This window comes from Candidatus Marivariicella framensis, from assembly GCF_982709265.1.
The window spans coordinates 23,058-30,926 of the sequence record NZ_CEXPNT010000018.1; the positions used below are offsets into that span (position 1 = coordinate 23,058).

Consider the following 7,869-nt stretch of genomic DNA (forward strand, 5'->3'; position numbering starts at 1 on the left):
TTAAATGAATGCTTCAGATAAAGTTTTTGCTGAAAAAATTTATCTTTTTTTAAGTGCTCTATTTATAACTTCACTTGTTGTATCTAATATTATTTTTCAAAAATTTTTTTATTGGTATCCTTTTGATTTTTCTTTATTTGGTCAATCTTTATTTGAAATATCTGTAGGATTACTTCCTTATCCACTGACATTTTTAATTACAGATTTAATATCAGAAATTTATGGTAAAAGAAGAGCTAGTATTGTTGTTGTTATTGGAATATTTGCTTCTTTTTTTTCTGCTGGAATTTTACTTTTAGGAAATGCCCTGCCAGCCGTTGACTATTCTCCAATAAATGATTCTGTATACGAAAAAGTTTTCTCACTATCTCCAATTGCAGCTTTAGCATCTATGATTGCTTATTTAATGGCTCAATTTATTGATATTCGTATTTATCATTTTTGGAAAAAGTTGACTAAAGGAAAAATGCTTTGGCTTAGAAATAATTTTTCAACTTTTACCTCTCAATTTATAGATAGCCTAACTGTTGTTGGACTTTTATGTACATTTAATGTCCTTAGCTGGGATAGTTTCTTGGGACTTTCAACAGCTTCTTTCATTTTTAAAATAATGATTGCAATAGTTGATACCCCTTTTTTATACATTTTTGTTCATCTTTTTAGAAAAAGATTTTCATTAAAACTCGGAGAAGAAATAGATTGGAATACAAATGATGAATGAACCTATACGTTTAAATAAATACTTTAGTGAAATAGGATTTTGCTCTAGACGTGCTGCAGATAAATTAATAGACCAGGAAAGAGTTTTAATTAATAATAAAACGGCAATAGTCGGTCAAAAAGTCAATCGTGATGATATAATCAAGGTTGACGGAGAATTATTAAACACAAAAAAAGAAAGACAGGTTTATCTTGCATTTAATAAGCCTATTGGGATTGTTTGTACTACAGACACTAGGGTAGAAAAAGACAACATAATTGACTTTATTAATTATCCATCTAGAATCTATCCAATTGGAAGATTGGATAAACCAAGTGAGGGTCTGATTTTCTTGACTAATGATGGAGAAATAGTAAATAAAATTTTGAGAGCAAGAAATAATCATGAAAAAGAATACTTAGTTACTGTAAACAAGCCTGTAACTGATGATTTTATATCTAAAATGGGAATAGGAATACCAATCCTAGACACTATTACCAGGAAATGTTTTGTAAAACAAACTCATAAAAAACAATTTAAAATTATTTTAACGCAAGGACTAAATCGTCAAATAAGGCGAATGTGTGAATATTTAGATTATAGAGTAATTAAGCTTGTAAGAACAAGAATAATGAATGTTAATTTAGACCTAGATGTTGGAAAATATAGAGAGCTTACTTCAAAAGAAATAGAATCAATAAAGGAATTAGTTGTAGATTCAAATAAAACTATTGACTAGTTAATAGTAATTAAAACTTCAGTTCCTTCATTACCTCTAATATTACAAACAGTATCGTCATCAAAAATTAAGTATTGACCTTTTATTCCTATTAAAAGGCCCTCAAATGATGTTGACTTATTTAAATTCAAGCTACTAACTTTTTTAGGGTAATTTTCAATGGGAAAATCAAGCTCAGTAACACTCAAGTCATTCAAAACAAAAGGCTTTAAATCATTTGATAAATTGTCAATTGCTTTATTTTTAGATAATTTCCAGTCAATTGGTTCAAATTCATTTTGCAGCATTTTACGCCAATTAGTTTTATCCGAAAAAACTTTTTTAAGCTCTACCTCAGCTTTTCCAGCAAGATATCTATTTGGAACCTCTAATATTGAAATTGCACTTTGAGCTCCCTGATCAATCCAGCGAGTTATAAGTTGTTCCTTTTTTGTTACTCCAACTTTGACATGACTGCTTAGAGATAAATAGACTATATGAGGTTGTAGTTGCATTTTTTTTTCAAATTCTAAATCACGATCTTCAATCCCTAAATGTGCTGTACTTAATTCAGGTCGAATAATCCAGTCTCCTATAAAAGGTGATTCAAAAAAACAATTTTTGCAGAAACCTTGTCTAAATATAGATTTATTTTTATTACAGTTTAAACACTGCTCTCCAATTTTAATAATCTTTAATTCCCGGCCAATACATTGATTAATTTCAATAAAATCATTTTCAAATGACAAAAAATATTTTATTGGAGAATTGTTATATGTATGCATTTTTTTTAATACACCCTTAAACATAGATCAAAGTTTTTAAATTTACTTTATAAATATAAGCAACCTATGCCAATTCCTTTGTTTCATTCTATAGCATCATGGGCTTTAAAAAAAAGAATTACACAAATCGAATTATTTGTGAAATACCCTAATGAAACTCAGCAAGAAGTCCTACTTAAGCTTCTAAATACTGCTAAAAATACAGAAATCGGAAAAAAATATAAATTCAACTCTATTGAAAATTATGAAGATTTCAAAAACAGACTACCAATTGTAAAGTATGAAGAAATTAGTAAATCTATTGAAAGATGCAGGCAAGGAGAACAAAATATTTTTTGGCCATCACCAATAAAATGGTTTGCAAAATCAAGTGGAACAACAAATTCAAAAAGTAAATTTATACCTGTTAGCACTGAATCTCTTGAAGATTGTCATTATAAGGCTGGAAAAGATATGCTTTCTCTTTATCTGAATAATAATAAAGATTCTCAACTAATGGTTGGAAAGTGTCTGAGATTAGGGGGTAGTGGGGAATTGTATGAAAACAACAATAGCTATTTTGGTGATCTTTCAGCTATTTTCATAGATAATCTTCCTTTTTGGGCAGAATTAGGAAGTACGCCAAGTAATAAGGTGTCCTTAATGACTGAATGGGAGAGTAAAATGGAAGCTATAATTTCAGAAACTTTAAATGAAAAGGTAACTAGTTTGGCTGGTATGCCTTCCTGGATGTTTGTGCTTCTTCAAAATGCTTTAAAAAGAAAAAAAGTAAAAAAAATAAGCGATATATGGCCAAATATTGAAGTTTATTTTCACGGTGGGGTTAATTTTAAACCCTACAAAAATCAATTTGAAAACCTATTCAATGATAAGCAACTTAAATTTTATGAAATATATAATGCTTCTGAAGGGTTTTTTGCAATTCAAGATCAAAATAATAGCTCTGAACTTTTGTTAATGCTAGATTATGGTATTTTTTATGAGTTTCTGTCAATGGATTCATTTAATGATTTAAAACAAAATATAATCCCTCTTTGGGAAGTGAAAGTTGGTATTAATTATGCTTTAGTTATAACAACTAATGCTGGACTTTGGAGATATTTAATCGGAGATACAATAAAATTTACAACTTTAAAACCTTATAGAATTAAAATTACTGGTCGTACTAAACATTTTATTAATGTTTTTGGGGAGGAGCTAATTATAGAAAATGCTGAAGAAGCAATAAGTTTATCAGCAAAAGAGTTCAGTGTGTCAATTATAAATTATACAGTTGGTCCTGTTTTTATGAAAAAAAATTCAAAAGGAGGGCACGAATGGCTCATTGAATTTGATAAACCACCTAAGAATATTGAATATTTTTCTATTTTTCTTGACAAAAAACTAAAAGAACTAAATTCTGATTATGAGGCTAAAAGGTATAAAAGTATGACTCTGAAAAAACCATTAATAACTATTGCTAAAAAAAATTTATTTTATGAATGGCTGTCTTCTATCAATAAATTGGGTGGACAAAATAAAATTCCAAGATTATCAAATTCAAGAAAATATATTGATTCACTTCTAAAAACAAATATTTGATTAAGACACCGCCTTTAAAGCTGGAAGTTCAACACTCTTAAATTGCTCTTCTGCATAAATCTTATTAACCTTCAATTCAGAAATCTCAGTACCAGGTAGTTCAAACATAGCTTGATTGAGAATTCCTTCACATAAAGAACGTAATCCTCTTGCTCCCAAATTATAATCTAAAGCTTTTTGAACAATAAAATCTAGTGCTCCGGTTGTAAAGGTTAATGAGATATTATCCATAGAAAATAATTTTTGATATTGTTTTATAAGAGCATTTTTCGGGTCAGTTAATATAGATCGTAAAGTTGACTTATCTAGAGGGTTCATGTGAGATAATACAGGGAGTCTTCCTATTATTTCAGGTATTAACCCAAAAGTTCTTATATCTTTTGGTGTTATGTATTGTATTAAATTTTCAATATCAATTTTTTCAGTCTTAATTTGACTTTTATAACCAATTGCCTGAAGGTTCAGTCTATTATTAATTACCCTATTAATACCATCAAAAGCTCCTCCTGCAATAAATAAAATATTAGAAGTGTCAACTTCTATAAACTTTTGATCTGGATGTTTTCTCCCTCCTTTGGGGGGAACATTGACAATCGTACCCTCTAATAATTTCAACAATGCTTGTTGAACTCCTTCTCCTGAAACATCTCTAGTAATTGAAGGGTTATCTCCCTTCCGTGCAATTTTATCTATTTCATCAATAAAAACTATTCCTTGTTGAGCTTTTTCTAAATCATAATCTGCAGATTGAAGCAACCTTGTCAAAATACTTTCTACATCTTCTCCAACATATCCAGCCTCAGTAAGAACGGTTGCATCAACAATTGCTAATGGAACCTCCAGTAGTTTTGAAATTGTTTGAGCTAAAAGAGTTTTTCCAGTTCCTGTTTGTCCAACAAGTAGCAAGTTACTTTTTTGAATTTCTATATCTTCTTTTGATTTTTGATTAGCAATTCTCTTGTAATGGTTATAAACTGCGACACTCAAAACTTTTTTTGCTGTCTCCTGTCCAATAACATATTCATCTAAAAAAGCCTTAATTACTTTTGGGAGTTTTAATTCTATACTAAACTCCGACGTATCAACCTTTGTTGATTCCTCTTCAACTATTTTATTTGCTTGACTAATACATTTTTCACATATGTGCGCATCAAGTCCTGCAACTAATATCTGCGTCTCCGGTTTTACACGACCACAAAAAGAACAAGTTAATTCGTTTTCATTACCCATTTTTAATAATTATTTTGCGGCCTTTAAAACTTCATCAACCATTCCATATTTTTTAGCTTCTTCAGCCTTCATCCAATAGTCACGATCACTGTCGTCAGTCACCTTATCCATTGATTGTCCTGAATGTTTCGAAATAATTTGATATAATTCATCTTTTAATTTAAGAATTTCTCTTGTTGTAATTTCAATATCAGAAGCCTGACCTTGAGCGCCTCCAAGAGGTTGATGAATCATTACTCTTGAGTGAGGTAATGCAGACCTTTTACCAGCCGTCCCAGCACATAATAAAACTGCTCCCATTGAAGCTGCAATACCCGTACAAATAGTTGCTACATCTGGAGAAATAAATTGCATAGTATCGTAGATTCCAAGACCTGCATAAACTCCTCCGCCTGGAGAATTTATATACATTTGAATATCTCTCTTAGCATCTGTACTTTGTAAAAATAAAAGTTGTGCTTGGATTACATTTGCAACATTATCATTGATGGCTGTTCCTAAAAACATAATTCGATCCATCATGAGTCTAGAAAAAACATCCATTTGAGCCACATTTAATTGCCTTTCTTCTATTATATAAGGAGTCATGCTACTTACTATTTCATCATAATACATAGAATTTATCCCATGATGCTTAGTAGCGTAATTTTTAAATTCTTTTCCGTAATCCATATATTTATTATTATAATCTTTATTAAAAATAGTTAAAAAAACTAGGCTTTTGCATAAGCCTCTTTTACAAAACTTTCAAAATTGATTTTTTTTACTTTCAATGGGCCGTGCTCCTTATAAAAGTCTAAAAGCTTTTTACTCATTAATTGCTCTTGAAGTCGTTTTCCTTCTTCTTGATTAGATAAAATTCGGTTTATTGTTCCTTCCATCTCCTCGTCTCCAGGAGCAGGTTGTCCATATTGAGCCATTTGCTTTAATATCATTTCTTTCGCAAAATCCTTTAGTTCTTCAATTTTAACCTGTAGGTCATTATCCACAATGATTTTTCCCTCAATTAATTGATACCTAATTCCTTTCTCAGATTTAGCGTATTCTTTTTCTGCTTTTTCAGGACTTAAAGTTTCTTTTCCTGAATTTTGCATCCATTTAACTAGGAATTTTTCAGGTAATTTAAATTTTGTGTTTTTAATCAGAAATTCCGTAACATCATTAAGTAGTTTTTGTTCAGATTGTTGCTCTAATTGCTTTTCTATACCCTCTGCAATTTTTAATTTTAATTCTTTTTCAGACTTAACAGTTCCTGGCTCATAAACTTTATCAAATAATTCTTGATTTAAATCAGCAAGAATTCTTTCATTAACTTCTTTAATTTCAACCGAGATATTTCCAATTATATTTGATGCTGCTTCGTTACTAATTCCCAAAATACGCTGAGCTTTGTTTGTTTCATTAAACATCCCCTTTCCCTCAATTGAAATTGAACCCCCTGGCTTAGAAGCTAATATTAAATCTTTATTCTTTTTTCCTTCTATGTCGTTAACTGTAAATGTTGATGTTGTTTCTATTCCATTTTCTTTAGAATCAAAAGAAGCAGTTATTTCATAATCTTTTTTAACTTCTTGTTTTGAAATTATTTTACCATATTGTTTTAAAATATTGTTTAACTGATCATTAATCATTTTATCATCAGCTATGATTTTATAATGTGTGACTTTTTTTCTTGTTTTGAGATCAATTTCGAATTTTGGTGACAACCCTAGCTCAAAGTTAAAGTCGAGGCTTTCAGATTTCCAATCTAAATTATTATCCATAATCGGCATAGGGTTTCCCAATATTGCTATTTTTTCGTCTTTAAGATACTTGTCTAAACTTTCTTGTAATATTTTATTTACTTCATCAGCAGTTATTGAGTTTTCATATTGTTTTTTTATCATCCCCATTGGGACATAACCTTTACGAAAACCTGGAACATTGGCAGTTTTACGATAATTTTTTAATACCTCTTCAACCTTGGATGCAAAATCCTTACGATCTAAGTTAATTGTTATGATTGAATTAAGTGAATCAGTATCTTTACGTGAAATTAGCATTTAAAATAATTTAGTGCGCAAAAATACAATAAAATAGGCCCCTATCCAACGAGTTTTAAATTAAGAATTGTTGGTTTTGAGAATGTAAATTATATTAGCTTGGTAATTGTAGGTTAGTAAACAGTTTTAAAGTTTTAAAAAATTAAACTTTATGTGTTGTGCTAACAAAATAAAATCATATTTTTGCCGACCAATTCATTAATAAACAGAAGGTCGGGTACCTTCACAAATTAATTTTTATGCCAGTACGAATTAGATTACAAAGACACGGAAAAAAAGGAAAACCATTTTATTGGGTAGTAGCAGCAGATTCTCGTTCTAAGAGAGATGGGCGTTACTTAGAAAAAATAGGCACTTATAATCCCAACATAAATCCAGCATTAATTGATATCAATGCAGACAGTGCTTTAAAATGGTTGGAAAATGGTGCAGTTCCCTCTGAAACTGCCAGAAATTTACTTTCCTATCTTGGAATAATGTTGAAACATCATCTTAATGGAGGTGTCAAAAAAGGGGCGCTTACGCAAGAACAGGCTAATGAGAAGTTTGATAAATGGTTGGAGGAAAAAGAAGAAAAAATTCAAACTAAAGTTGAAGGTTTGAGTAAAGAAGAATCTCAGACTAAAAAGAAAGCTCTTGAGGCTGAAAAAGCTGTTAGTGATAAAAGAATAACAGACGCAGCCAATGCTTTAGCTGAGGCTAATACTGAAGAAACTACTGCTGTTGAAGAGACTCCTGCTGCTGAAGAGACTCCTGCTGCTGAAGAGACTCCTGCTGCTGCTGAAGAAACTGCTGTTGAAGAGAATCCTGCTG

Annotated in this window: 8 protein-coding genes; 4 read left to right on the forward strand and 4 right to left on the reverse strand. The window is 30.3% G+C overall.

Going from position 1 to position 7,869, the window contains the following annotated elements:
* Positions 1 to 4 precede the first annotated feature (4 nt).
* Positions 5 to 721, forward strand: a complete 717-nt coding sequence (locus tag AC34EU_RS06925) for a queuosine precursor transporter (protein WP_487534354.1) — start codon at positions 5 to 7, stop codon at positions 719 to 721.
* Positions 714 to 1,439 carry a 23S rRNA pseudouridine(2604) synthase RluF gene (gene rluF, locus AC34EU_RS06930; protein WP_489696124.1) on the forward strand — a complete coding sequence of 242 codons (726 nt, stop codon included), beginning with the start codon at positions 714 to 716 and terminating at the stop codon, positions 1,437 to 1,439. The genes AC34EU_RS06925 and rluF overlap by 8 nt, the downstream gene beginning before the upstream one ends.
* On the opposite strand, the gene AC34EU_RS06935 is transcribed toward rluF, so the two are convergent.
* Positions 1,436 to 2,203, reverse strand: coding sequence for a DUF2797 domain-containing protein (locus AC34EU_RS06935; RefSeq protein ID WP_487534352.1), 768 nt, complete (start codon positions 2,201 to 2,203; stop codon positions 1,436 to 1,438). The genes rluF and AC34EU_RS06935 overlap by 4 nt on opposite strands.
* A 66-nt stretch (positions 2,204 to 2,269) precedes the next feature.
* Between AC34EU_RS06935 and AC34EU_RS06940 the strand changes: the two genes are divergently transcribed.
* Positions 2,270 to 3,784 (forward strand): GH3 auxin-responsive promoter family protein, encoded by a 1,515-nt coding sequence (locus tag AC34EU_RS06940; protein WP_487534351.1) that lies wholly within the window; start codon positions 2,270 to 2,272, stop codon positions 3,782 to 3,784.
* Here AC34EU_RS06940 and clpX read toward each other — a convergent pair whose 3' ends face one another.
* Genes clpX through AC34EU_RS06955 form a run of 3 tightly spaced genes read right to left on the reverse strand, consistent with a single transcriptional unit; the run spans position 3,785 to position 7,056 of the window.
* Entirely contained in the window at positions 3,785 to 5,014 is a 1,230-nt protein-coding gene (gene clpX, locus AC34EU_RS06945) for an ATP-dependent Clp protease ATP-binding subunit ClpX (RefSeq protein WP_487534350.1), read from the reverse strand.
* A gap of 9 nt (positions 5,015 to 5,023) precedes the next feature.
* Positions 5,024 to 5,686, reverse strand: a complete 663-nt coding sequence (gene clpP / locus AC34EU_RS06950) for an ATP-dependent Clp endopeptidase proteolytic subunit ClpP (protein ID WP_487534349.1) — start codon at positions 5,684 to 5,686, stop codon at positions 5,024 to 5,026.
* A gap of 41 nt (positions 5,687 to 5,727) precedes the next feature.
* Positions 5,728 to 7,056: a trigger factor gene (locus tag AC34EU_RS06955; RefSeq protein WP_487534348.1), complete on the reverse strand. Its 1,329-nt coding sequence runs from the start codon at positions 7,054 to 7,056 to the stop codon at positions 5,728 to 5,730.
* Between the two features lie 239 nt (positions 7,057 to 7,295).
* On the opposite strand from AC34EU_RS06955, the gene AC34EU_RS06960 reads away from it, so the two are divergent.
* On the forward strand, positions 7,296 to 7,869 hold a 574-nt coding region (locus tag AC34EU_RS06960; RefSeq protein ID WP_487534347.1), incomplete at its 3' end, for a 30S ribosomal protein S16.